General features: G+C 39.7%; 21 protein-coding genes. 13 read left to right on the forward strand and 8 right to left on the reverse strand.

All coding sequences use genetic code 11. The features are described 5' to 3' along the window. Positions 1 to 192: 192 nt before the first annotated feature. The 5 genes from HRT96_RS03440 to HRT96_RS03460 all read left to right on the forward strand — a co-directional run bounded on the left by HRT96_RS03440 (position 193) and on the right by HRT96_RS03460 (position 5,160). Positions 193 to 897 carry a response regulator transcription factor gene (locus HRT96_RS03440; RefSeq protein WP_293152245.1) on the forward strand — a complete coding sequence of 235 codons (705 nt, stop codon included), beginning with the start codon at positions 193 to 195 and terminating at the stop codon, positions 895 to 897. Then, positions 887 to 2,353, forward strand: a complete 1,467-nt coding sequence (locus tag HRT96_RS03445; RefSeq protein ID WP_293152248.1) for a HAMP domain-containing sensor histidine kinase — start codon at positions 887 to 889, stop codon at positions 2,351 to 2,353. Before HRT96_RS03440 ends, HRT96_RS03445 begins: the two co-directional genes overlap by 11 nt. Before the next feature lie 206 nt (positions 2,354 to 2,559). Continuing rightward, positions 2,560 to 3,645 (forward strand): hypothetical protein, encoded by a 1,086-nt coding sequence (locus HRT96_RS03450; RefSeq protein WP_293152249.1) that lies wholly within the window; start codon positions 2,560 to 2,562, stop codon positions 3,643 to 3,645. Positions 3,646 to 4,110: 465 nt separating this feature from the next. After that, positions 4,111 to 4,908: a response regulator gene (locus tag HRT96_RS03455; protein ID WP_293152251.1), complete on the forward strand. Its 798-nt coding sequence runs from the start codon at positions 4,111 to 4,113 to the stop codon at positions 4,906 to 4,908. A gap of 24 nt (positions 4,909 to 4,932) precedes the next feature. Beyond that, the gene (locus HRT96_RS03460; RefSeq protein WP_293152254.1) at positions 4,933 to 5,160 is read left to right on the forward strand and encodes a hypothetical protein; all 228 of its coding nucleotides are present in this window, start codon (positions 4,933 to 4,935) and stop codon (positions 5,158 to 5,160) included. Positions 5,161 to 5,280: 120 nt separating this feature from the next. Here HRT96_RS03460 and HRT96_RS03465 read toward each other — a convergent pair whose 3' ends face one another. Further along, entirely contained in the window at positions 5,281 to 6,198 is a 918-nt protein-coding gene (locus HRT96_RS03465) for a LysR family transcriptional regulator (RefSeq protein ID WP_293152257.1), read from the reverse strand. A 200-nt stretch (positions 6,199 to 6,398) separates the two neighbouring features. Between HRT96_RS03465 and metE the strand changes: the two genes are divergently transcribed. Further along, complete coding sequence (gene metE, locus HRT96_RS03470) at positions 6,399 to 8,705, forward strand: 5-methyltetrahydropteroyltriglutamate--homocysteine S-methyltransferase (protein WP_293152260.1); 2,307 nt, start codon at positions 6,399 to 6,401, stop codon at positions 8,703 to 8,705. Between the two features lie 77 nt (positions 8,706 to 8,782). On the opposite strand, the gene HRT96_RS03475 is transcribed toward metE, so the two are convergent. Continuing rightward, positions 8,783 to 9,082 carry a Dabb family protein gene (locus HRT96_RS03475; RefSeq protein ID WP_293152263.1) on the reverse strand — a complete coding sequence of 100 codons (300 nt, stop codon included), beginning with the start codon at positions 9,080 to 9,082 and terminating at the stop codon, positions 8,783 to 8,785. Positions 9,083 to 9,304: 222 nt separating this feature from the next. Between HRT96_RS03475 and HRT96_RS03480 the strand changes: the two genes are divergently transcribed. The 3 genes from HRT96_RS03480 (at position 9,305) to HRT96_RS03490 (ending at position 12,284) form a co-directional block, all read left to right on the forward strand. Next, positions 9,305 to 11,020: a choice-of-anchor I family protein gene (locus HRT96_RS03480; RefSeq protein WP_293152266.1), complete on the forward strand. Its 1,716-nt coding sequence runs from the start codon at positions 9,305 to 9,307 to the stop codon at positions 11,018 to 11,020. Between the two features lie 150 nt (positions 11,021 to 11,170). Further along, entirely contained in the window at positions 11,171 to 11,581 is a 411-nt protein-coding gene (locus HRT96_RS03485) for a hypothetical protein (RefSeq protein ID WP_293138261.1), read from the forward strand. A gap of 205 nt (positions 11,582 to 11,786) precedes the next feature. Then, positions 11,787 to 12,284 (forward strand): hypothetical protein, encoded by a 498-nt coding sequence (locus tag HRT96_RS03490; protein ID WP_293152269.1) that lies wholly within the window; start codon positions 11,787 to 11,789, stop codon positions 12,282 to 12,284. A 57-nt stretch (positions 12,285 to 12,341) separates the two neighbouring features. Here HRT96_RS03490 and yejK read toward each other — a convergent pair whose 3' ends face one another. Next, positions 12,342 to 13,376, reverse strand: a complete 1,035-nt coding sequence (gene yejK / locus HRT96_RS03495; protein ID WP_293152271.1) for a nucleoid-associated protein YejK — start codon at positions 13,374 to 13,376, stop codon at positions 12,342 to 12,344. A gap of 80 nt (positions 13,377 to 13,456) precedes the next feature. Here yejK and HRT96_RS03500 point away from each other — a divergent pair, with 80 nt between their 5' ends. Next, on the forward strand, positions 13,457 to 13,687 hold the full coding sequence (locus HRT96_RS03500) for a DUF1414 domain-containing protein (protein ID WP_293136546.1): 231 nt from the start codon (positions 13,457 to 13,459) through the stop codon (positions 13,685 to 13,687). 81 nt (positions 13,688 to 13,768) lie between these two features. Next, complete coding sequence (locus HRT96_RS03505) at positions 13,769 to 15,670, forward strand: DUF3413 domain-containing protein (protein WP_293152274.1); 1,902 nt, start codon at positions 13,769 to 13,771, stop codon at positions 15,668 to 15,670. On the opposite strand, the gene HRT96_RS03510 is transcribed toward HRT96_RS03505, so the two are convergent. Then, complete coding sequence (locus HRT96_RS03510; protein ID WP_293152277.1) at positions 15,667 to 16,344, reverse strand: metallophosphoesterase; 678 nt, start codon at positions 16,342 to 16,344, stop codon at positions 15,667 to 15,669. The two genes, HRT96_RS03505 and HRT96_RS03510, sit on opposite strands and share 4 nt — an antisense overlap. 314 nt (positions 16,345 to 16,658) lie before the next feature. On the opposite strand from HRT96_RS03510, the gene HRT96_RS03515 reads away from it, so the two are divergent. Then, complete coding sequence (locus HRT96_RS03515; protein ID WP_293152280.1) at positions 16,659 to 18,446, forward strand: GMC family oxidoreductase; 1,788 nt, start codon at positions 16,659 to 16,661, stop codon at positions 18,444 to 18,446. Between the two features lie 29 nt (positions 18,447 to 18,475). Here HRT96_RS03515 and HRT96_RS03520 read toward each other — a convergent pair whose 3' ends face one another. Then, positions 18,476 to 18,739: a GIY-YIG nuclease family protein gene (locus HRT96_RS03520; protein ID WP_293152283.1), complete on the reverse strand. Its 264-nt coding sequence runs from the start codon at positions 18,737 to 18,739 to the stop codon at positions 18,476 to 18,478. 187 nt (positions 18,740 to 18,926) lie between these two features. Here HRT96_RS03520 and dacB point away from each other — a divergent pair, with 187 nt between their 5' ends. Beyond that, entirely contained in the window at positions 18,927 to 20,321 is a 1,395-nt protein-coding gene (gene dacB / locus HRT96_RS03525; protein WP_293152286.1) for a D-alanyl-D-alanine carboxypeptidase/D-alanyl-D-alanine-endopeptidase, read from the forward strand. Positions 20,322 to 20,531: 210 nt separating this feature from the next. Here the strand turns inward: dacB and HRT96_RS03530 are convergent, their stop codons facing one another. From HRT96_RS03530 to HRT96_RS03540, 3 genes are all read right to left on the reverse strand, one after another. Continuing rightward, positions 20,532 to 21,833, reverse strand: a complete 1,302-nt coding sequence (locus tag HRT96_RS03530) for an inosine/guanosine kinase (RefSeq protein WP_293152289.1) — start codon at positions 21,831 to 21,833, stop codon at positions 20,532 to 20,534. 144 nt (positions 21,834 to 21,977) lie between these two features. Beyond that, positions 21,978 to 22,313: a hypothetical protein gene (locus HRT96_RS03535; RefSeq protein WP_293152292.1), complete on the reverse strand. Its 336-nt coding sequence runs from the start codon at positions 22,311 to 22,313 to the stop codon at positions 21,978 to 21,980. An 88-nt stretch (positions 22,314 to 22,401) separates the two neighbouring features. After that, complete coding sequence (locus tag HRT96_RS03540) at positions 22,402 to 23,544, reverse strand: fatty acid desaturase (RefSeq protein WP_293152294.1); 1,143 nt, start codon at positions 23,542 to 23,544, stop codon at positions 22,402 to 22,404. Positions 23,545 to 23,805 lie beyond the last annotated feature (261 nt).

Raw genomic sequence — 23,805 nt, forward strand, 5'->3', positions numbered from 1 at the left:
TATGATATCAATACAAACAGTTGCCAAAAAACCAACATAGATCGCAGTTAACAAGGCTAATACGCCCTGTTTTTTGCAGTTGCCATACTATCTATATAGATAAATAGTTATCAAAATGCTGTAATAAATAAATGTACTGTAATACGATAAATAACAATATATCAAGATGACGTAAGAGATAAAAGGACACATATGGATACACATGTATTGGTGGTCGAAGACCAGCAGGATATCGCTAATTTAATTCGCATTAATCTAGAAATGATTGGCAAAAAAGTGACTTGTTGCCATAACGCTAAAGATGCATTTCAGCAACTGCGCGACAATGTGTTTCAGCTTATCTTGTTAGACTTAAATCTACCTGATATGGATGGACTCGATATATGTAAAAAAATAAGAATCAATGATGCCATCGTGCCAATCATGATGTTAACCGCCCGCACAGAAGAGCTCGATCGTGTTCAAGGCTTAGAAGCCGGTGCGGATGATTACCTTGCTAAACCATTTAGTGTATTAGAGTTACAGGCTCGGGTTAAAGCCCTGCTGCGTCGTAGTAATGTGCAAGCAACAAAAAATGTCGAACCTGAACAAATTAAGATTGCAGACTTAATCATAGATCAAGCAACGCATAGTGTGTATAGAAATAAACAGTTAATCACACTAACCAGTACTGAGTTTTCGTTATTAGTCTTTTTAGCTAAATCGCCAGGCCGAGTATATAGCAGAGAGCAATTACTTGCCGAGGTATGGGATTATCATAATGACTGTTATGAGCATACCGTCAACTCACACATGAATAGATTAAGAAACAAAATTGAGCCAAACCCAGCAAAACCCACTTACATCAAAACTGTGTGGGGCGTTGGTTATAAACTGGAGGTCAGCGATGTCACATAGATCCTTATTAGGACAGATAACATTCCCGTTGATTATTTTGTTTGTCACTATGGCTGCGGGCTTGTTTTTTATTTATTGTGCAATTACCGATACCAACTCAGCCCGTGTAGAACAAACCCTGCACAAAAATTTAGCTCAACAAATCATCCATTATTCTGAGGAATTACAACAAGGCGATATTAGTCGAACAGCACTAAAACCCGCCTTCCATAGCTTAATGCTGCTTGGCCCGAGTTATGAAATTTACATCACTGATAACCAAGGTAAATTATTAGTGTATGCCGCAGAATCAAGTAAGATCAAACGGGATACGATTAATATAAAACCATTAGACAGCTTTATTAAAGGCGTTAACTATCCTATTTATGCTGATAACCCAAGAAGTCTAGATCAACAAAAACTGTTTTCAACAGCCCCTATATTTCAAAACCATCAACAAATTGGCTATGTTTTTGTTATTCTCGGCGGAGATAAATACGACAGTATTGTGAAGAACTTTGCATTCGACAGTGATATGTATAAGATCCTGACTGCCCTAGTCATCTTCTTCGCGTTAGCCTTCGCGTTGTTAGTCTTCATATTTGCACGACTTGTTAGGCCGATTAGTCAACTAGATCAAGATATTACTAATTTTGTCCGAAATGACTTCACAACGGTATCAACATCAAAACCGCATCAATACGCCGCTAATGAGATCATTAATTTACATAATAATTTTTCGTCATTAGAAAATAAGATACACAAGCAGTTAACGCAAATTAAATCCACAGAACAACTGCGTCGAGAAATGCTTTCACATATCTCTCACGATCTAAAAACCCCACTCGCCTCATTAAAAGGTTATCTTGAAACTTGGCTAATACAACATCCTGAGGCTGCGGGTAATGACTTTATTCAAGTCGCGCAAAAGAATGCGAACCAATTACAGCGTCTTGTCGAGCAGATCATCGAACTCGCTCAGCTAGACAGTAATACCGTAAGCCTATATCAAGAACCAGTGGCAGTCGCCGAGCTTGCGCAGGACGTCTTAAATAAGTTCCAACTACAAGCACAGCAAAAAGACATCACCCTGTCTGTTGAACCTAAAGACCCGAGCCTACAAGCAATTGCCGATATTGCTAAATTAGAGCGGGTATTTACCAATTTGGTTGATAACGCCTTAAGGCACTGCCAATCTGGTGATAGTATTAAGATCCACTTACAACCGAAAGATAATCAGCTGATCATCAGTATTACCGATTCAGGTGTGGGTATACCAAAAGAAGATGTAGCGCATATTTTTGATGCCCATTTCAGAGCCAAAAATACCGTCAATGGTCAACAAGGTAACTCTGGATTAGGACTCGCTATCGTAGCGAAACTACTGTCATTACATCATGCCAAGATCTCGGTATCGAGTGTATTGAGTCAAGGCACAACATTCAGCTTCAGCTTACCAACGAGTACGAACATATAAATCTAACGGCAGCTTAGTTTTTTTGACTAAGCTGCCAGTTTTCTGCTACATAATTCAACCCTGTATTATTTTTCATCCTAGCTCACAGTTTTGAATCGTTCTAAAGTACTCCTATCATTCAGCCTGCAAATACCTTAATTCGTGCTAATTTTATATAAAAAACTATGTTACGACGACTTCCAACACTCTCGTTTAGGATGGCCCATATGCAGATATTGAAACTTACAGCTATTATTTTATTTATCACGCTTGCCACAGGTTGTGCCAGCTTTGAAAAGAGCTCGTCTGTCGCGACCAATCTACAACAAGATAAAATAATCAATCGAGCACTTAACCAACGAGTGCAAGACGCAATAACACAAGTTGAACAACATTACCTGCAGGCTAAAGATGAGAGCTTCAGTTATTATGCCCCGCGTACTTGGCAGTCTGTTGAACAGGATTTAGTGAGTACTCGCAAACTAGTGAACAGATTTGATCCAAACAACCAGGGCTTCTTTGGTGGACCATCAGAGGCTTCCGTATTGGCGAGTATTGCAGAAGTTAGCGTGCAATTAATCCAAGCGCAAAAAATCAAACACCAAGTCACGACAATTTTAGCTCAGCCGTTAGCTGATATTGAGTATCTAACCCCTAAAGTCGGTAAGGAATGGCAAAGGGATCTCAGCAATATTAACCATAATATAATTCAATTCATTAATAATATTGAAAAAAATAGAGCCGTATCAAGACAACAAATTGATCGTGATAAAATACAGAAAAAAGTTCATGATCTCGAAATAAACCTAGTGAACGCAGAATATTATTCACCATTAGAAAAACAATTTCATCAGTTAAATAAGCAATTAATTCCTCAGAGTTACAATGAAGTTTTTCTGGGTTTACAGCAGCTTAATAACGTTATCACGACGGCTCCACGTGATACAACAGCGCTCACCGACACGGCAAATTGGATTAAAAAAGATATACAAAGTGCTAAGCATATCGCAGCCGATGTTAACTGGATCAATAACCTAGATAAAAACCAGCGTGAAGAAATTGTTTTACACTATCGTGCCACATTAGAAGGTTTAGGGCTTAAATTTTTAAACCAAGATCTGTCTAACCTGTCATACAAAGCACAAGTAACTACGTTTGAGCGTGAGTTGTCAGCTCAGTTAGCTGAATTTGAAACAACAGAGAGTGATGTAACCATTACTGACGATGCCGAAACTAAGATTAAAAATACGCTCATCGAAACCTCAACGGAAGAGGAGATAGCTGAAACGACGCACTCAATAGTGAACAACTAGTACTAAACAATTAATAGTGCCGGGACACAGTGTTTTCCAGTTGTGTCCCTGTCACAACAACATAGGTTGTGGTCAACAAAGTCAATACCATAATAGTCCGATGTTAGGTATACGCAGCAGTCGTAAACCCCAGAAATAGGTAGTAAACTAGCGCCATGTTCTAGTAGCCATTCATTGAGAGCAACCCACTAATAACCATACTGACCATGCAAAGAAGAGCCAGGTCATTTTATTTTCTCCCCTCGGTTATGATGAAAAATCAATGGGAATAACTTAAAATATTTAAAAATCAATGCATTGAAAACCATCAAGTGCCCGCAATTACAAATGAGTAATCAAGGTCACGATGCATAGCGGTAGAACGACACTAGCTTACTCGGTCACGATAATTTATAGTGTCTATAAGTCATATTTGTCATGATGTGACTACTTAATCATAATATAAACTTATATAAAAGGGATCATATGAATCTTGAAATTCGTGACCTGTCTATTTTATTAATTGAGCCATCCACTACACAAAGCAGGTTTATCACTACCCAATTACAGGATGCCGGTGTTGATAACATCGAGTGTGTAGCCTCCATCTCACAAGCCAAGCAAAGTTTAACTGGATTCATTCCTGATTTGATCATTAGTGCCATGTATTTTGAAGATGGTTCAGGGGCTGAATTTGCTGAATTCGTTAAGTCAAATATTCTCACTGAAAATATTGCCTTTATGCTCATCTCAAGTGAGCAACGATTCTCTGTATTAGATAAAGTAAAACAAGCTGGCGCTATCGCAATTTTACCCAAGCCTTTTAAATTTGTTGATTTACAACGCGCCCTCAATGCCACGCTTAGCTTCATTGAACCAGAAGAAATGGAACTGGATTTATACGATGTAACCACATTAAAAATACTTGTTGTCGATGATAGTTTGACGGCAAGAAAGCATATCTGTCGAGTACTCTACAGTATGGGAATTGAGGGGGTGACAACCGCAGAAAATGGCGTTGAAGCATTAGAATATTTGGCACAAAACACCTTCGATTTGATTGTTACCGATTACAACATGCCAGAAATGGATGGTAAAGAGTTAGTTGAGAAGATCAGAACAAACCCAGAATTATCATACCTACCAATCTTGATGGTAACATCTGAAGAAGGCTGTGCGCAGTTAAGCGCGGTAAAACAAGCCGGTGTCTCTGCACTGTGTGATAAACCTTTTGATATTGATACGGTTAGAATGCTGGTGCAACAACTGTTAAATGAACAATAATTTTTTAATAAACAAGCAGCTACAATGATACCGAACCTCTGGGCTATGCCGGGGGTTTTTATGTTTTATGGTACTTCCGTTGAAGCCAAACCGCATAAACATAATGCCATAAAAATCGTCTGGCCCAGTGCAAACTCAAATGTCACACTGCTTGAAACACAAATAACAAAGCCCCTCGTTCTTGCTTCCGATATTGAACACAGATTAGTGATGCAAGAAGGTTGGGTTATTTTAGTTGAGCCACAATCCTAGTTAGGTGTTTTACTCTCTGAATATTTACAAGGAGCAAGGTTTCGAAAAACAACCGATTTAGCATACTTTTCTTCCGCTAAATACGGGATCGTAAGATCCCTTTACATCGAGAGATTAAAATTAACTCGCGATTTTAATGCCTTTTAACTGCTGAAATGAGCTGGATTTGGCATCTTTTAAAAACTCAGCCATGTAAGGCATTTCTAATTGTTCAATTCGAATAGCCGCATATAGCGTTGTCCAACAACTTTCTTCACCAAGTGGCTTAGCTACAATATAATCTTTCTCTAAATACTCCGTTAACGCCCAATTTGGCAATGCCGCAACACCACGCCCACTCGCCACCAGCTGTAACATCATGATGGTTAATTCCGCATGTCGAATAGCATGAGGGGAAACCCCCGCAGGGTCTAAAAATAAATTAAAGATATCTAACCGTTCCTGCTCTACAGGATACGTGATCAACGTTTCATCACTCAGATCTTCTGGCTCGATATACGCTTTATCCGCTAAAGCATGATGGCGGCTCACTGCAAGCATCGGCTGATAGCTAAACAGCGGTTCGTAATGAATACCGGATAATACTTGGGGATCGGACGTCACCACTAAATCTACGTCGCCCCGCTTTAATGCTGGCAAAGGGGCGAAGCTAAAGCCCGAGGTCAAATCAAGCTCGACTTCAGGCCAATGGTCACGGAACACATCAATTGCCGGCATTAACCACTGAAAGCAACTGTGGCATTCGATAGCCATATGTAAGCGCCCGGCATTACCGGATAACAAACGGCTGATATCACGTTCGGTATTAGCAAACATAGGTAGTACTGATTTCGCGAGTTTAAGTACCCTCTCACCAGCGACCGTAAAGCGTAGCGGCCTTGTTTTACGAATAAATAACGCCGTATTTAAACGATCTTCAAGATCTTTGATCTGATGTGATAACGCTGACTGCGTCATATAAAGGCTTTCAGATGCTTCGACTAATGAACCGGTTTTTTCTAATGCGATAATAGTTTTCAAATGCTTAACTTCGAGCATCGTTAATTTCCTTTTAAACGGATGACTAAATTTAGCATAATGCCAACATCAATTAATTTCAACTTAATCAGTAAAAATATGAATTTGATTCATGTGAAATAATATTCAATACTTTAGCCATCTAAACGGCTTTATGTATCTTTCGCCCAGAGCATAAAGCAATACATAACATGAATACATCTACGCAAATGGAGTTACAGATGGCTAAATCACACATATTAGGTTTCCCCCGTATTGGTGCAGACCGCGAGTTAAAAAAAGCAATTGAGTCATATTGGAAAAATGATATCACCAACGTTGAGTTAGAAGCCGTTGGTAAACAACTGCGCGCTAAGCACTGGCAGCAACAAATAGACGCTGGGCTAGACTTCATCACTGTGGGTGACTTTGCTTGGTACGACCAAGTATTGGCATTGTCAGCGACCTTAGGTGTGATCCCAGAGCGCCATCAAGCAGAAACGATCACCCTTGATACGCTGTTTAATATGGCGCGTGGTTCTAGCCCTTGTTGCGGTCAACAAGCGGCGGCATGTGAAATGACGAAATGGTTTGATACTAATTATCACTATCTTGTTCCAGAACTAAACGAAGACCAGCAATTCGCGTTAAGCTACAACCAGCTTATTGAAGAGCTACAAGAAGCAAAAGCACTTGGTTTCCCCATTAAAGCCAATCTGCTAGGTCCAGTAAGCTACCTGTGGTTAAGTAAAACCAACAGTGATTTTGATAAACTGACATTACTACCTCAACTTGTTGCAACCTATAAACAACTACTTGCTAACATCGCCGCAGAAGATGTTGAATGGCTACAAATTGAAGAGCCTATTCTCGTTCAAGATCTAACCAGTGAATGGCAACAGGCATTGACCACCAGTTATGCTGAATTAGCGAAAGGTAGCAACAAACTGTTACTCACCAGTTACTTTGGTGCGTTAGGCGATAATGCAGAATTAGCATTCTCATTGCCTGTTGCTGGCTTCCATATTGACTTATCACGTGCGCCTGAGCAGTTAAACACCGCATTAGCATTACTGCCTGCTCACGCTATTTTATCCGCAGGTATCGTCAATGGCCGCAATATTTGGCGTAACGACTTAGCAAAATCAGTAAGTTCATTACAACAAGCTAAAGCAACGTTAGGAGCACGTTTATGGGTAGCTTCATCATGTTCATTACAACATAGCCCAGTGGATCTGGATAACGAAACCAAACTCGATACCGAGCTTAAATCTTGGTTAGCGTATGCGACACAGAAATTAACCGAGGTCAGCACCATCAATGCGTTGCTAAACGGTGACTGTTCTGAACAATTAACCGCGCAATTTACAACACAATTAACCACACAATTGGCGGAATCAACCGCGGTTGTTGCATCTCGAGCAACGTCTTCGCGAATTCACAATGCCGCGGTTAAAGAACGTGTAGCGGCAATTACCGATAAAGATGCACAACGGCATAGTCCATTTACCCAGCGTATTGCAAGCCAGCAGCAAGAGTTGAATTTACCACTATTCCCAACCACAACCATTGGATCGTTCCCACAGACCAGTGATATTCGTCAAACGCGTAATCAATTTAAACAAAATATCATCAGCCAAGATCAATACATCACCAAGATGCAAGCAGAGATCAAAGATGTCGTCAAACGCCAAGAAGCACTCGGGCTAGATGTACTGGTACACGGAGAACCTGAGCGTAATGACATGGTTGAATACTTTGGTGAACTACTCGATGGGTTCGCATTTTCTAAAAATGGTTGGGTACAAAGTTATGGTACGCGTTGCGTTAAGCCACCAATCATCTTTGGTGATATTTCTCGCCCTGCACCGATGACGGTAGCTTGGAGTAAATATGCTCAAGCGCAAACCAACAAGCTAATGAAAGGTATGCTAACAGGTCCAGTCACTATTCTTTGTTGGTCATTTACACGCGATGATATCAGCCGTGAAGAACAAACCAATCAAATCGCACTGGCCATTCGTGATGAAGTGGTTGATTTAGAACATGCAGGAATTAAAGTGATTCAAATTGACGAACCAGCGCTGCGTGAAGGGCTACCGCTACGTAAAAGCGAGCAACAAGCATACTTAGATTGGTCAACCAAAGCCTTCCGAATCAGCGCGTCAGGTGTAAGAGACAATACCCAGATCCATACACACATGTGTTACTGCGAATTTAATGACATTATGCCGTCAATTGCCGCATTAGATGCGGATGTGATAACAATCGAGACCTCACGCTCTAACATGGAACTGTTATCTGCCTTTACTGATTTTAGTTACCCAAATGATATTGGTCCGGGTGTTTATGATATTCACTCGCCAAATGTACCAAGTGTAGAGTGGATGACGCAGTTAATCACTAATGCCAGTGAATACATCGATGTGGCACGCTTATGGGTTAACCCTGATTGCGGTCTAAAAACACGAGGCTGGAAAGAAACAGAAGCAGCATTGAAGAACATGGTGACTGCGGCACATCACTTACGCGATACATTTTCTAACTAAGCGTTATAGCCACGCCAGAACGTAAAAAGGAGAGCGCGCGCTCTCCTTTCTCAATCTATATTTTTATATAGTAGGTATTAATAATCTACAGCTGCACGCTTGCTAGTAATACTTTTCATCATTGGTAACACAGCTTGATGCGCTGGGTGATCTTGATATACATCTAACGTTTCACGAGAATCTAAATCAGCAATTAATACTAAATCGTAAGAGCCCGCACCTTGCAGACAATCAATACCCACTTCCAAACGTTGTAACCCAGGGATCTGACCATTAAGCGCTTCAAGTGCCTCTTTAGCTAATTTAGCATTGGTGCTTTTATCATTACCATTAGCAGTGTCGAGTAAAGTCCACATCACAATATGTTTGAACGCCATGATTGTTCCATCCTTTTTAACAAAACGAATAATTCACCCAAGCAACAATTTATCTAAGCAACTAGGGGATTGAAGAAGCGAAAGTATAACTTTAAATGTCTTATTTAGGTGGATGAATGTCAATATTTCACAAAATTGTCATATAAGCATCACAAATGTGCATTACACCTGCCCTATAGTTTAGGTATATACAGATTCATCACAATTATATAAGTGAATAAAATGAAAAAGACGCTGATAAGCACAACCATAGCCCTAGCACTAATGACTGCTATAACAGGCTGCACAGCAAAACAAAATGACACATCGGTTGCACGATCACAGCAACAAGTACCATCTCCCCTTACTGTCACTATGCTTGCTCGTTACGAGTCTGGCCAATATGGTGTTAGTGCTGCAGAGATCTTAGATTATCACCCACCAAGTAATTCTATTTTCGTGGTTAACGCAGAAAGTGGCCAAGTAGATATTCTCGATGCCAGTATAATTGGCTCTGCACAAGCCGCTAAAGATCCATTGACTCTTAATAATCTAACTAAAAGAGCGACATTAAACTTAGCGTCAGATTTGCAGTTGCCGCGCTTAGGTTCAGTAAACAGTGTCGCTATTTTTGATAATTTACTGGCCGTCGCGATCGAACGTGGAGACGGCAAAGGTAATCCAGTCCAAGGTCGTGGTTTTATCGGATTTTATACACTCGATAACGCAGGTAAAGCAACGTATTTACAAGCGGTCGAAGTTGGTTATCTACCGGATAATGTTGTTTTTACCCATGATGGTAATCAAGTTGTCGTGGCAAATGAAGGTGAGCCAAATGATGCTTATACTGTTGATCCAGAAGGTTCTGTTTCAATCATTAATATCAATAACAACGTACCTGAACAACAAGCAACGAATATCAACTTTAACGACTTCAATATTCAATCTGCACGTCATCATGAATTACCTAAAGGCGTAAAAATTAACGGTCCAAAATCAACTGTTAGTCAAGATTTTGAACCTGAATATATCGCTATTTCCCACGACAGTTCGCAAGCATTTGTATCACTGCAAGAGAATAATGCCATTGCGGTTATCAACCTAAAATTACAACGTGTTGAACGCATTATTGATTTAGGCAGCAAAGATTATGGTTTAGCCAAAAACGCCTTCGATGCCAGTGATAAAGACGGCAAAGTAAATATCCAAACCTACCCAGGTGTGTACGGTCTTTACCAGCCTGATACAATAGCCAGCTACAGTATTGATGGCGCTGATTTCATCGTCACCGCCAACGAAGGTGATGCGCGTGATTATGCCGGTTTCTCTGAAGAGACTCGCGCAGGTAAACTCACACTCGATAAAAACCACCCACAATTTGACGCTATCCAAGATAAAACACAGCTAGGACGACTCAAAGTAACAACCAGTATTGGTGATACCGATAATGACGGTGACATCGACAAGATCTACAGTTACGGTTCTCGTTCTTTCTCTATCTGGGATGCACAAGGCAAACAAGTATTCGACAGTGGCAATGACTTTGAACGCATTACCGCTGACCGCTTAGGGATCAATTTTAATAACCATAATAGTAAAAACAAAGGCGATAATCGCAGTGACGATAAAGGTCCTGAGCCTGAAGCATTAGCGCTTGGCGGCATTGATGGACGCCAATATGCCTTTATTGGCCTAGAGCGCACATCCGGTTTTATGATTTATGATATTACCGAACCACAACATGCCTATTTCGTTGATTACATTGTTAATCGTGACTTTGCGCCTACATTTGAGGTCGAAGACGGCGTTGTGACAAAGGGGGACCCAAGTGTGGTTGGCGATCTCGGACCTGAAGGCATGAAGTTTATTGCTGCGGATAAAAGCCCAAATGGTAAACCACTATTATTAGTCGCTAATGAAGTCAGTGGTACAACGGTTGCTTATCAATTACAAAAATAAACTAAAATGCATCACTTAAGGTGATGCATTTTTTATTTACCATTTGTCATCTTTTATTCTGCTCTGGAATGTGATTTCTAAATAAAACCAATATGATTAACTCAGTTGAAACAAACCTTAACCTAAATACTTTCACTAGGAGTGATCATCATGGCTAACTTACTAAACCAAGTAGAAACTATCTTCAATGTCGCAAAAGAAACAGCAAAAACATCTATCACTGCAGGTTTTGGTGTTTATGGCACAATCGTTGATGAAGCAGCAAAGTCATCAGATAAAGCAACTCAACTGTTTGAATCTCTAGTTGAGCGCGGTACGCAAGTTGAACCTAAAGTAAAAGAGCAAGTTTCTGCATTTTTAGGTAAAAAAATATCTTTAGAATCAATTGAAACTAAAGCGCAAAGCATTACTAGCCGTTTTACTGGTGTTCAAGGTCAAAAACTGAATGAAGTAGAAAGCAAAATTGATTTACTTGCTACGATGATCAGTGAACTAAAAACTGAACCAGCAAAAGTACAAAAAGTGGTTAAAGCACCAACCAAAGCAACTGCTGAAGCATAATAATACTTTGACTGCATAATTGATTAAAGGGGGCTAAGTCCCCCTATTCTCTATCCATTTATCGCTTATCCCCCTTAGCGCATATCTATCAACTCCGCATTACAATTACCTACAAACTGTTTTTCATTTGCGTTTGCACTTTACAATGTAAAAACTACTATTAAGTAATATCAAAACAACGTATACCATCCAGTAAGGACTAAGAATGAGCCAAGTCAGCTTAACTTATAACCCTGTTGAAGATCGCATGTTACTCATCGTTTCTAATAATATAAATCATCCTCAATGGTGGCTCACTCGGCACATGTGCAAAAAATTATTAGAAATGCTCAACGCAGAGTTAACCCTGCAATATGAATTAGATAAAATTCAATCGTTATACAAAGAAAATAAAACTAACCAAGAAGCGTCATTTGCAGATAAACACCAGCAAGCATTACATGATGCAGCAGGTCGAACTGAAATACAGAAAAAATCAACACCAGCAAAACCTGATGCGCTGTTAACGACACGGATATCTTTAGATAAAAAACCTGATAATCTGGTCGCCTTATATGTTTATTCTCGAGAAAATCACGGTATCTGTCTTGATCTCGATAATAACGGCTTACATATTTTTTTAGATATGATGCTAAAAGTAGCTATCAAGGGGGAATGGGGACTAAAACAAGTGAGGTCTATTGAGAATAAATTGACCGAATAGCCCGGATAACATGGTGATAGCCATCGCCACCACCATGTTAAAATATCGAATTAGATCTTATTCATGATCTTCGCCAGAGATACTACGACGGATAAGCTGCTCACGTAAGTTTGGCGGGATACCAACGATTGTTAGCGTATCCGTTTGTGCATCATAGCTAATACGTTCGGCCATCAATTTCTGGTCAAAGCTAATACTGAGACCACCGCCCTGTCCGACATATTTGGTCAGTTTACGTACCGCACCACGATCGGCTGGGAAGCTATCTTCAAGTTCATAAGCTTCTGAAGCATATTGATAGAAATCACGTGATGATACATCCGCTAAATGATCAGATAGATCTTTGATTTCAATTTCATTACCTTCTTTAATTTGCTCGTTGCAGTACTGCGCTACTTGCTCACGTGCTTGTATTGATTCTTCGGCGTCAAGTTCTGCAACGTGGCAGAACTCATCCACAGCACGCATTAAACCCGCATTTTGTAGTTTTGCATCCATACCTTCGGTACAGCCAAGAAAATCCAAGAAGAAATCAGACACTTTACGTCCAGCACGACCCTTAATAAATGATAAATAACGTTTCGAATCGCTATTTTGTCGCCACTCCGTCAAATCAATTTTAGCGGCAAGTTGCACTTTAGACAGTTCAAGATAATGCGTATTACTGAGATCAAGCTGTTCAGTCACCATTACACTGTCTTTATTTTCCAATAACGCAACGATAAGGTAATCCGATGCCATCCAATTATAATGCACAAAAGACAGAATACCTTGTGTCCCAAAGTCATATTTTAATAGCTCAGCCACCAATAAATTTGATGCTGCGCTTGAAAAATCAACGAAATTACTTTCTTCATCGATAAATTTGCGCAGTTCAACTTCAAAAGGTAGACGACTATTGTCTTCTTCAGTACATTTAAAATAACCAAAACCTTTTGCTGGTTTGGCGTTATAAATACGATGTAATTCACTTGCAAGCTCTTCAACCGGTTCTGAATTAACCAGTTCTTCACTGCGTGGGTAACATTTCAGCTCGCCTTCTGTATTAAAGGCCAATGAATGTAGAATAATGTTATTTAATTTTAGCTGCATATATTTAAAGTATTAGAGTTAATGAATTCTGTGAGGTATTATAATCATCTTTGCCCATTCATACATTAAAAGATTAAATTATGCCTATAGTTTCTAAATACAAAAATGATAAAGTTGAAAAAGTTATTGATGAAGTTATTGATGTACTAGAAAAACACGATGCACCCTTAGACCTTGGCTTAATGGTTCTTGGTAATGCAGCGGCGAACATCATCAACGCATCTTTATCACCAAAACAGCGCCAAGCGGTTGCTGAAAAGTTTGCTAAAGCGCTGGTTGCTTCAGTAAAGTCTAAAGATACATCACATTAATTAAAATGATAGGCAAGGATGCCTTGTCATTTATTTTTACCCATTACACACTATAAGCACTATGAGACTGCAGTTTAACTTATGCTAGAAACAGGACATCATTATCGCGATCAAGTCTCCAAGATTATTAGTTGGGGTCATTGGTTTAGCTTAGCCAACATCTTACTGGCTATCTTACTTGCATCACGTTACCTTTTCATCGCCGAATGGCCTGAAACTATGCTTGGTCAAGTCTATTCTCTTATTAGCCTGCTTGGCCATTTCAGTTTTATTATTTTTATACTGTATTTGGTGGTGATCTTCCCGATCAGCTTCCTGATACCGTTCCCACGCACATTACGTTTTCTAACGGTCATATTTGCCACCGTGGGACTATCTCTGTTAATTATTGATACCGAGATTTTTAAACTATATAATTTACACATTAACCCCATTATCTTTGAGATACTGCTGGGCGAAAGTGAACAAACACTAAATTCTGATTGGCAATCCCTCTTTGTTTTCGTGCCTTTCTTATTTTTAGTTGAGTTACTTATTTCAAGCTTTTTATGGCATAGATTAAGACCGTTAAGCCGCTTTAAACTTGGCCCTATTATTGCCATCTTCTTTTTCTGCTGTTTCTTAACTGGACACCTACTACATATGTGGGCTGATGCCGCAGTTTACCGACCTATTACGGCACAAAAAGCCAACTTCCCACTCGCTTACCCGATGACAGCAAGAACCTTCTTGGCTAAATACGGTTGGTTAGACAAAGAAGCGTTTAATAAACGTATCAGTGATACCAGAAAACAATCTGATTCACGTCTTGATTACCCTAAGAAGCCACTGCTGATTAATAACGACAATCAAAAACTGAATGTGTTATTAATCAACATCAGCGCACTTAGAGCAGATATGCTTAATGACAGCGTGATGCCTGAAATGTCTAAATTGGCGCGTAAAGGCCTACAATTTAATAACCATTTTAGTACCAGCAATAATGATTTATTAGGTAACTTCGGGATCATGTATGGTCTCGCCCCCCAATATTGGGATGATATAGAGACATCAGCCAAACCACCGTTCATGCTCGATTACTTCGTTCAGGCGGGCTATAACCTCGGTATCTTTAACACCGAAGTGTTAGCTAAACAAAAACAAACAACATTCATTAACTTGGAAGGCCCAAAAACAACCATAGTAGCGGGTACAAAAAAAGATAATGAAACAGTGCAGGAAACACGTCGCTGGATAAAACAACAAGATAAGTCGACCCCTTGGTTTGCCTACGTTAGTTTACAATCAGTGCAAAAAATGAAAACGCCAAATGGTTTCCCAGCGTTGTTCTACCCTAATATTCAAGACTTAAATAGCCAAGCAATTAACCGTCAAATCGCCCTGTTTAACAGTTATCGAAATAGTGTCAGTTATATTGATAAAGCCGTCGCTAAAATTGTTTATGAATTAGAACAATCGAAACAATATGATAATACGGTCATTATTTTCACCGCCAATCACGGTAATGAATTTAATGATTCAGAAGATCAGTCGTGGGGATATGGCAGTAATTATTCAACGTACCAAACTCAAGTACCCCTCTTTATTGTGTGGCCAGGTAAAACACCAAGCGTGATAGAACAGGATACTAATCATACCGATTTAGTCCCGACTATTTTGACTAACCTTGCCGCAGTCAAGAACCCGATCTCAGATTACAGCAATGGTATTGACCTTTTTTCTGGTCACTTTAAAACATGGCAACTGCTCGGCGATAAAAATAACTTTGTAATTCTGCAGAAAGACACAATCACATTATTTACTTACCAAAGTCTATTCAGCCGTCAAGGTAATCATGATGTTCGCAATCGTAATGATTACAAATCGATTCCGCTAACCGCTATGCATGAAACTCAATTTAAACAGATTTTTGCTGAGTTAAACTACTTTTACAAAGCCGTGCCCGCGCAAATACAAAATGAAGCGTTAAAAATCAAGCACTAGGCTATTACCATATAGATTTGTTGTGCGGACAGGATCGTTAATCGTCTTGTCCGCATTAACGTATCAATCCACAATTGGTTTAAATTCGTTGTGACTCTTGCGCAGTTTACATGTCCATGTATCACAAATGTGATCTCGTTAATATGAAAGACGTCCCCTTTTTTCACCTGCTGATATTGTTTTGTCGACCAAGCACAGTCTTTTAATAGCTCAATATTATCTGCGCGTGCATTTTGTAGCGCAGACCAATGTAGCGGTGAACTGGCATGACAAACACCAATATGTCCAAACTTAGATTCAATCGTAAAAGCAAAGGGACAATACTGTTCAACCAAGGCTTTTAATCGAGATTGTTCTTGTGACGAGCACTGAAAAAACCATTCACCACCCGAATTTCGGTGAATACGAGCCAATTCACTGCCTTCATCCGCTAACAACATCTCTTCATGGTTACCACGAACGGCGTAAAACCAAGGTTTATGCAATAATTCAAGGCAGGCAATAGAGTCGACACCACGATCGATAATATCACCAACAGAAAACAACCGATCACATTCAAAATTAAACTGACACTGATCTAATGTTGTTAATAACAAATCATATTCACCATGGATATCACCCACAAAAAAATCCTGCCCGGTATGATTAGCGGGTATATTTTTATGTATTTGCATTTCCTACCTCATTAGATATATCCAACAATATTTTATTTTTGAGATGACCCTCACATTAATACCCTGATTAGTTAGCGCTAACACGATTTAATAAAGGAAAGCGTCTCCAAATATCACAGCCAAGTAATTTTACTAGTATTATTTAACTACGTACCTACAGTATGGTACATACCATGATAACTACATCTTGATAACATATTTCAGTCATTAGGCTTAATTAACCTAATTAGCACACCAAAGATATTCTAAAATAAATATAGTGCTTGAGGCACAGTCTTGGTGTGAAACTAACGGACTAGCAGTAGGGGTAATACATGTCGAGTACTAACTTTGATTTTGACCAGATAATTATCGGATCTGGTTTTGGTGGTTCCGCCAGCGCATTGCGTTTAACAGAAAAAGGATTTCGAGTATTAGTCTTAGAGCGTGGTAAGCGTATTAGAACCAAAGAGTTTTCACGCTCAAGTTGGAACCTAAAACGTTTTATGTGGCTACCGCAATTAGGATTAACAGGCCCATTTACATTCACGGTTACCCGTAAAATAAGCCTCGTTCACGGTAGTGCTGTTGGCGGTGGTTCACTCGTTTACGGCAATACCCATCTTATTCCAGATGCAGCGATATTTGCACACCCCTCTTGGACAGGGATGCATGATGACTGGCACGCACGCCTATCTCCTTATTACGCACTAGCACAACGCATGATTGGCGTACAAAAAAACCGCTACTTTGGTCCTGCCGATCTTATCTTAAAAGACGTTGCAACCGATATGGGACGTGAAGATACCTTTAAAACAGTATATAGCGGCCTGCTCTATCCAAAAGGTGAAGATAAAGTTTCACAAAATATCGATGTAGAACGCTTAGGTGAAGATCGTGGCGACCCGTATTTTAATGGTGATGGTCCACAACGTAATAGTTGCACTTATTGTGGTAACTGTATGTCAGGCTGCCGTCATAATGCTAAAAATAGTCTTGATAAAAACTACCTTTACTTTGCCGAACGTAATGGCGCAGAGATCCGCCCAGAATCAAATGTAACTAAGATTGAACCGATTGCTGATGACAACGGCATCAAAGATGGTAGCGCCGGTTATACCATCCACATTACTGAAGGTCTGGGACTGTTTAATAAGAAAAAGTACACCCTAACGACACGAGGAGTGGTTGTATCGGGTGGTGTATTCGGCACGATGCCGTTATTGCTTAAAATGCGAGATGTAGACAAAACATTACCCAACTTAAGCCCGAACCTTGGTCAAAATGTACTGACAAACTCAGAAACATTATTAACCGTTTCACATAATCGCTTAACCTTGCAAGAGCAAAAAGAAGAAGTTTGGAATGGTGCTGCTATTACTTCAATTTTTTCACCTGATGATGAAACGAAAGTTGAAATAGTACGTTATGCCAAAGGCAGCGATGCGGCATTCACAGGGGGCATGTCTGTCCCTCTCACGTCAAAGCAATCAGGTATCCCACGCTCTGTTAGTATGCTGCTTAACATTGTCAAACAACCTATCAAAACCCTAAAAATGATAAACCCGGTTGGTAAAGCCAAAGACACCATCATTTTATTAGTCATGCAAACTGCGCAAAACAATATCCACCTCGAGAGTAAACGAGCTTGGTACTCACCGTTCAAACCGACTTGGATACCGGTGCAACATAAAGGTGATGAAAAGCTCAGAAACTACTTCCCGATTGCGCATAAAGTGGCTGAACATTACATTAAATACTCTGGTGGTGATGCTGGTAATCTCGCCTTAGAGGTTATCGCTGGCACCCCTATCACAGCGCATATGATGGGCGGTGCAAGAATGGGCAAAGATCCTGAGACTGCCGTGATTGATGATACTGGTCAGACTTATGGTTATAAACACCTGCGTATACTTGACGGTTCAATTATTGCGGGTAATTTAGGGGTGAATCCATCGCTGACGATCCTAGCCTTAACTGAGCATGCGATGGCGCAGATCCCAGTATTTGATGCCGAGAGAGCGGCTAAGATTAAACCAATCCATTTTTCAGCCGCGCTCGATGGTAATCCCTCGGCACTGCAAACAGCTGGTGTACCAGACATTATAGCCAAAGCAGTTTAATTTTTATAAAATATTACTAACATGCCGTGTTAACAACAAATAGCTGAATTGATTAAAGCGAGTTTTTGTTTACGCGGTAGTTGTTTAATCGCGTACTCTCGTTTACTGGCCCGGCTTCGGTCGGGTTGAATTTCAGTGTAAGCAATACGTATCGGTTTCGCCCGACGGAAAAATTTTGCACCAGTGCCTTTACAATGTTGCTGATAACGCCTCTCCATGTCAGTCGTAATGCCACAATACAACCCCGCATCCGTTTCAATAAGATAAACAATCCATAAACTCGCTTTCACCACAACTTAACCCTGAACTTATAATAACTAATATCATAACAGTTCATATTATGAATTTTTAGTGTAAATTAATTATACCCATTCTATTACTTTACAATCTCAGATAGAATAATCATCCATATAACGATAAATATGTAAAAATAATATGCTACGAACTTACCTATATTGTATCACTCTCTGCTTCATCAGCATGAATACTCATGCCTCTGAAATAGCGCCTTTAGAAAAGCTGCTTCCACCAGGCACAAATGTCGCTTATATTATTGGTCAGCCTTTTACTGCGACTGAAAAAGTCAGTCACAATGCCGTCAGCCAGCATAATGCCGAGCTGTTATTAACACCAGCCTCAACACAAAAGCTACTAACAGCATTAACCGCAAAACTTTATCTTACCGACGAGTATATATTTAATACCAGTTTGCACGGCAGCATAAGCAAACAAAGTGTAAGTAAGATGGAATTCAACTTTACCGGCGATCCAACCTTTAGCAGAGACGATTTACGGAACATGCTTAAGCGCTTGAAAGCAAGTGGCATCACAAAGATTGACGGTGATATAACGCTCAATCAAAGTCGCTTTAATGGTTATAATTGGGGCAACGGTCAGGTTTGGAATGATCAAGCCGTCTGTTATGCCACCCAGGCATCCGCCTTGGTCATAAACAATAATTGTGTATTAGGCAATTTAAGACGCTCAGCCGATCTTAAAAAAGCCACAATCTATATTCCAGAATATGAACCGATCATTTTAACGAGCCAAGTCGATATCATTAGCAAAGAGCAGCAACAAGCGCAGTTTTGTGATTTAGAGGTCATACGTCACCCAAACAATAATTACACCTTATTTGGCTGTATTACGCCCTCTAAACGCAACCTACCCTTATCATTTGCTATATCCGATCCAGTAACTTATTTTACCGCATTACTTAATGCTGAATTAGCACAGGCCAACATTGAATTTACCGGTAACGTGGTTGAAAGTTTTCAAACGGTGAATACCGCTGTCATTGTTAACCACCAATCACCACCGCTGGCAGACATTATCACCAAGATGATGAAAGAATCAGATAATTTAATTGCAGACATATTATTTAAAACCATCGGGGCAGAATACTTTCAGCAACCGGGTAACTACCGCAATGGTGCTAAAGCCATGCGTGAAATTTTGGCTGGTGAAGGCTTATCATTAGCCTCAAATGTGATCGCGGATGGTTCCGGACTGTCACGTCATAATCTAGTGTCAGCACAAACGATGTTCAATATACTTGAATATATAATTAGTCATGATGATGAACTGCAATTATTAAATACCATGCCGATATCTGGTGTGGACGGTACATTACAATATCGTCGCGGTTTACTGACTAAAAAACTAACCGGGAAAGTCGTTGCGAAAACAGGTTCGTTAAAAGGTTTATCAAATTTAGTCGGTATTGTAAAAACAGAAAAAAACCACATGGTGCCTTTTGTTCTTATGGTCAGTGGTTATAACCCGAAACCACGCGATGCGGACAAACCTAAACAACCGTCACCATTAACACAATATTCAGCGGCATTTTTTAATACTATTGTTAGCCATTACTAAATATTAGCTAACGACAAGATGCTATATCAGAGACGAGCTTGGATACCAACGCTTGGCTCCGGTATCATAATCAATTATAAAGAAACAGTTACAAAAATGGCGAATGACTAAACTGAATATCCGTTTAGTCATTCGCCATTTTTCTTTATCAAGCTATCTACCCATCATGCCATATAACCGATCAACAACACGGCTTTGACGCTAACGCGATTAGCTAGACCAATAACCTTCATCTAGCGAATCTTCACGTTCAGGCAAGCCTTTTAATAACCGTGGCGAGTGCTGCGCCAATACTTCATAACTGACACGGTTTGCATATTTACATAACTGTGAAAGCGATGAATAAGCCAGACAGTTCGCCGTGTGCTTATCTGAATTAGGCACAATGTCTCGGTGATAAGAGTTAGCTAACATATCATGTAAGATTGCCGATAATGCACCATCACCCGCGCCATTGGTATTTTTGATCTCGACAGGACCGCCTAGGTACGGCGCAATATGTGAATACATTTTTAATGGTTCAGTGGTATCAACTAAGCGCATTGGACGGCTATATTCATAGCGGTTAAATTCAGCAATGGCACCAGGCAATAGTTGACCACTGGTTTCACGTTTATTTTTCTCATCTGTGTAGCCAGCCATATACAGACCTTCTGCACCTGCAGTACAAAGCACAAGATCACACCATTCCAGTGCCGCATCAGCCGCTAATAAAGGATCACTAAAGCCTGTTAACGCTTCACCTTCATCTTCGTTCATTGCAATAACGGTCACATATTCGTTAATGAAATTCTGCCACCACTTTTCATTACCTTCAATAATGAAACGCGTACCCAGTGTAAGGATGATTGGAATATTAAGGTATTTGGCTTGCTCAACCATATACATTGCAGCGTCTTTGATTGGATCGTCATCTGCACAACGTAATAAATAAGCAGAAATAAGTAAACCAGAGCTTTTTTGCAGTTGATCTACAGGCAAATGCTCTTTGGTTAATTTATTCATTAAGCCAGCATTGATACCGAAACTACGATTTCCATCAGCAGAGATGAAGGTAAAGCAACGACCAATCGGGCCCTTAACAGGTTGCAAGTAATTAAGATTTACCTTGCTGCTGGTATTACATAAATATTGGTACGCATAGCTACCAATTTTAATTTGGTCACACATAGTACCAAATAGCAGTGACTGTGATTCAGACAAGATCGCGTAGTTATGTAAAGTATTCGCTACTGTACCACCAGCGAACTCGCTAACGATAAGATCGTGTTGCTTTAACTCGGTATAAATTTGCTCGGCAATTTCATCACTGATCATCAGTGACTCACCTTTTCGTAGACCAAAACGAGTTAAAAAAGCATCTTCGACATGTGCTTCAATATCAACGAGCGTCTGATCAATACCACATAATACAGGTTGAGCTACATTTGCAATAGTTGCTGGTTTGACAAATGGATTACCTGCATTAACAGGAAAGTAATGCTTAGACTTACGTTGACCGGGAAATTTCATATTTGAACCAGCATGAGAGAATAAAAGGGGGCTGATTTTACCAGTCTAATTCTGAAATACCAGCAAAACCAATTTAATGATCCAATTATTAACCACATTCTGGTCGATCACATAGATTTAATCGAAATAAATGGTAAAAGACGCTTAAGCTTGTCGGATCCTCACGACAAAATCACCACCCATTTTATCCTGATCACTGCCACGAATGGTAAAACTGCTACTCGCAAGGTCAAAATGACATTCATGCCAGGCACACGTGAAGTTCATCATATAATCGGTTTGGGTTAGATCGTCATTAGGATCAAGACGAACAGTGCCTTCACAATAACCAGCCAGAACAAAACTGACAAGTGTCTCTACATGACACTTACGTAATGGACTAACATATTCAACAAAGGCGAAAAACGAGGCGTTACCGAAGTCATTGGTTGGTAAATCATGTGCAAGTAAATACTTACGCATATCTTTATGCTTGATCAAAATATCTTCCTTGATAAATATGCCATCCTTGGCAATCTGTCAGGCTGTATTAAGATTACAACCTAACTGTTATTACATATATCGTTATCTAATGAGAAAAACTAAACTGCATGTTATTCCAAACTTCACGCTGTTCATAGAAGGCGTTTTTAAGTTGGATTAGTTGCAATTTAGTATCACGAATTTGTTGCTCAAATTGAATTTTATCAAATTTCACATTCAGTGATTTTTTCTTAGATTCAAATAGTACGATTTTTGCTTTATAAAAAGCGTTAAGTCTCTCACATAATACATCGTATTCTTGATTAAGACGTAAAATAACTTCGTCAGCATTAGGCAAATGTTGCACTTTATCGTGACGGCGTTTAAGTTCCATCTTCAATTTAGCCTGTTCGATACGCGCTTCTGGTACAGAACGTAAATCACTGGCTAAGTTGCACCACGCTAAAACATTGATTAACCATTTGGTTGGATCATATTGATACCATTTAATCCCATTACGATAATCTGTTTCAAAAATATGGTGGTAATTATGATAGCCTTCACCATGAGTGAAGATAGCCAATAAGGCATTATCACGCGCTGTATTACGGTCAGTATAAGGCTGTGTGCCCCACATGTGTGCCCATGAATTGATGAAGAAAGTAAAATGATGGCTCAATACTAAACGCGCAACACCTAATAATAATATGCTAGCCCAAACATCACCATACAACAGCCCAACTAAAATAGGCACGCCAACATTCATCACCAGTGCAAGTACGTTATAATATTTATGCTGCCATACTGCGATAGCATCTTTTTGTAAGTCGCGCACATTCGTATAATCACTATACAACATTGCATGATACTCACGTAACATCCAACCAATATGAGAATACCAAAAGCCGTGACTTGCTGAGTACGGGTCTTTCTCATCGTGATCAACATGTTTGTGGTGACGACGGTGATCAGAGCTCCAATGGATTGCACTGTTTTGTAATGCAAACGCACCACCTAATGCAAAAATCAATCGTACTGACCAATGCGCCTTGTAAGTACGATGAGACCAAAGCCGATGGTAGCCACCTGTAATAGACAAACCACACATGAAAATACCCATGATCATAGCAACAACTTCGAATGTCTCAAAGCCATACGTATAACCATACCAAGGCACTGCAGTGATAGCGACAAGGAAGGTTGAAGCAAAAACGAATACGTTTAACCAAATTAACGGTGGTTTTTTCATAATACTATCTCTAAAGTCTGATGACGTAGTTTCATTAATAACAGCGCACAAGTGTAAGCTGAGTTGTTAATTAAAGCAATCCAATGTTACAAAAATAGCTATATAATCGACTATTTGCCTGCCTTTAATTGAATATACTACACAAATCATGTTTTTAGCTAATACCGTCGAGGGCTTGATAGACATAAAAAAATCCAAGTGTTGAAGACACTTGGATTTTGACAACTGAGAATAGTCATTCAACCGGTCATACTTTGCTTA

Origin of the sequence: Moritella sp., assembly GCF_013215705.1 — a bacterium.
Taxonomy (GTDB): domain Bacteria; phylum Pseudomonadota; class Gammaproteobacteria; order Enterobacterales; family Moritellaceae; genus Moritella.

What these genes read in the sequence shown, in the direction of transcription:
- HRT96_RS03440 (WP_293152245.1), top strand. Translation starts at nt 193, where the DNA reads ATGGATACACATGTATTGGTGGTCGAAGACCAGCAGGATATCGCTAAT.
- HRT96_RS03445 (WP_293152248.1), top strand. Translation starts at nt 887, where the DNA reads ATGTCACATAGATCCTTATTAGGACAGATAACATTCCCGTTGATTATT.
- HRT96_RS03450 (WP_293152249.1), top strand. Translation starts at nt 2,560, where the DNA reads ATGCAGATATTGAAACTTACAGCTATTATTTTATTTATCACGCTTGCC.
- HRT96_RS03455 (WP_293152251.1), top strand. Translation starts at nt 4,111, where the DNA reads ATGAATCTTGAAATTCGTGACCTGTCTATTTTATTAATTGAGCCATCC.
- HRT96_RS03460 (WP_293152254.1), top strand. Translation starts at nt 4,933, where the DNA reads ATGATACCGAACCTCTGGGCTATGCCGGGGGTTTTTATGTTTTATGGT.
- HRT96_RS03465 (WP_293152257.1), bottom strand. Translation starts at nt 6,198, where the DNA reads ATGCTCGAAGTTAAGCATTTGAAAACTATTATCGCATTAGAAAAAACC.
- metE (WP_293152260.1), top strand. Translation starts at nt 6,399, where the DNA reads ATGGCTAAATCACACATATTAGGTTTCCCCCGTATTGGTGCAGACCGC.
- HRT96_RS03475 (WP_293152263.1), bottom strand. Translation starts at nt 9,082, where the DNA reads ATGGCGTTCAAACATATTGTGATGTGGACTTTACTCGACACTGCTAAT.
- HRT96_RS03480 (WP_293152266.1), top strand. Translation starts at nt 9,305, where the DNA reads ATGAAAAAGACGCTGATAAGCACAACCATAGCCCTAGCACTAATGACT.
- HRT96_RS03485 (WP_293138261.1), top strand. Translation starts at nt 11,171, where the DNA reads ATGGCTAACTTACTAAACCAAGTAGAAACTATCTTCAATGTCGCAAAA.
- HRT96_RS03490 (WP_293152269.1), top strand. Translation starts at nt 11,787, where the DNA reads ATGAGCCAAGTCAGCTTAACTTATAACCCTGTTGAAGATCGCATGTTA.
- yejK (WP_293152271.1), bottom strand. Translation starts at nt 13,376, where the DNA reads ATGCAGCTAAAATTAAATAACATTATTCTACATTCATTGGCCTTTAAT.
- HRT96_RS03500 (WP_293136546.1), top strand. Translation starts at nt 13,457, where the DNA reads ATGCCTATAGTTTCTAAATACAAAAATGATAAAGTTGAAAAAGTTATT.
- HRT96_RS03505 (WP_293152274.1), top strand. Translation starts at nt 13,769, where the DNA reads ATGCTAGAAACAGGACATCATTATCGCGATCAAGTCTCCAAGATTATT.
- HRT96_RS03510 (WP_293152277.1), bottom strand. Translation starts at nt 16,344, where the DNA reads ATGCAAATACATAAAAATATACCCGCTAATCATACCGGGCAGGATTTT.
- HRT96_RS03515 (WP_293152280.1), top strand. Translation starts at nt 16,659, where the DNA reads ATGTCGAGTACTAACTTTGATTTTGACCAGATAATTATCGGATCTGGT.
- dacB (WP_293152286.1), top strand. Translation starts at nt 18,927, where the DNA reads ATGAATACTCATGCCTCTGAAATAGCGCCTTTAGAAAAGCTGCTTCCA.
- HRT96_RS03530 (WP_293152289.1), bottom strand. Translation starts at nt 21,833, where the DNA reads ATGAAATTTCCCGGTCAACGTAAGTCTAAGCATTACTTTCCTGTTAAT.
- HRT96_RS03540 (WP_293152294.1), bottom strand. Translation starts at nt 23,544, where the DNA reads ATGAAAAAACCACCGTTAATTTGGTTAAACGTATTCGTTTTTGCTTCA.